The 628-nt window shown below is 46.3% G+C and carries 1 protein-coding gene; it reads right to left on the bottom strand.

Annotated features, from left to right (window positions below):
• Positions 1-628: hypothetical protein (locus SAE01_RS24680; RefSeq protein WP_443096430.1), on the bottom strand; the 628-nt coding region annotated here is incomplete at both ends.

Below are 628 nucleotides of genomic sequence, written 5' to 3'. Positions count from 1 at the left end.
CACCGGTAGTATAACCTCCCGCAATCGCATTACTGGCTGCATCGGTAATGCCTGTACCCGAACCTTTTAAGTCAAGGCGAATATTGCCATTACCTGAAATAGAACTTACTGTTACATCATAAAACGTATTATTAGAACCCGCAACAGCAGTTACTGTTCCTATCGTACCAGTTGCCGCACCACTAACAGTAGTAAGGCTAAAGTCAGTAGCATCCACACCACTTACCGTTTCAGAAAAGGCAGCACGATAGGTTACCGTGGTTGAATTGGTGGTTTGAGTTAAAGGTACCTGCCGGGTAATACCTGTTACCGTTGGAGCAGTCTTGTCAAAGGTTACACTGCTGCCGTTGGTGGTAGTGGTTACCTGGGTGCCTGCCGTACCTGCAGTATTACTGAAATTAATAGTAAACGGAACAGCACCGGAAGCATCGGCAGCTACCATCGTATAAGTAGCCGTGTAACTGTTACCGCTACCTGCTGTTGCAGTTACACTATGAGTGGCAATATTTACTACCGGAGGATTAATTGCCTCAGAAGCTGTAAAGCTCAGCGTAACCACATCTCCTGTTTTGGCCAGTGTTGGTGCTGCATTGTTTGATGCAATAGTTACTGAGGTAAGCGTAGGAGC

The organism is Segetibacter aerophilus, assembly GCF_007991655.1.
Taxonomy (GTDB): Bacteria; Bacteroidota; Bacteroidia; order Chitinophagales; family Chitinophagaceae; genus Segetibacter; species Segetibacter aerophilus.
The sequence above is the reverse complement of the archived record's forward strand: the minus strand, read 5'-3'. Positions and strand labels throughout refer to the sequence as shown.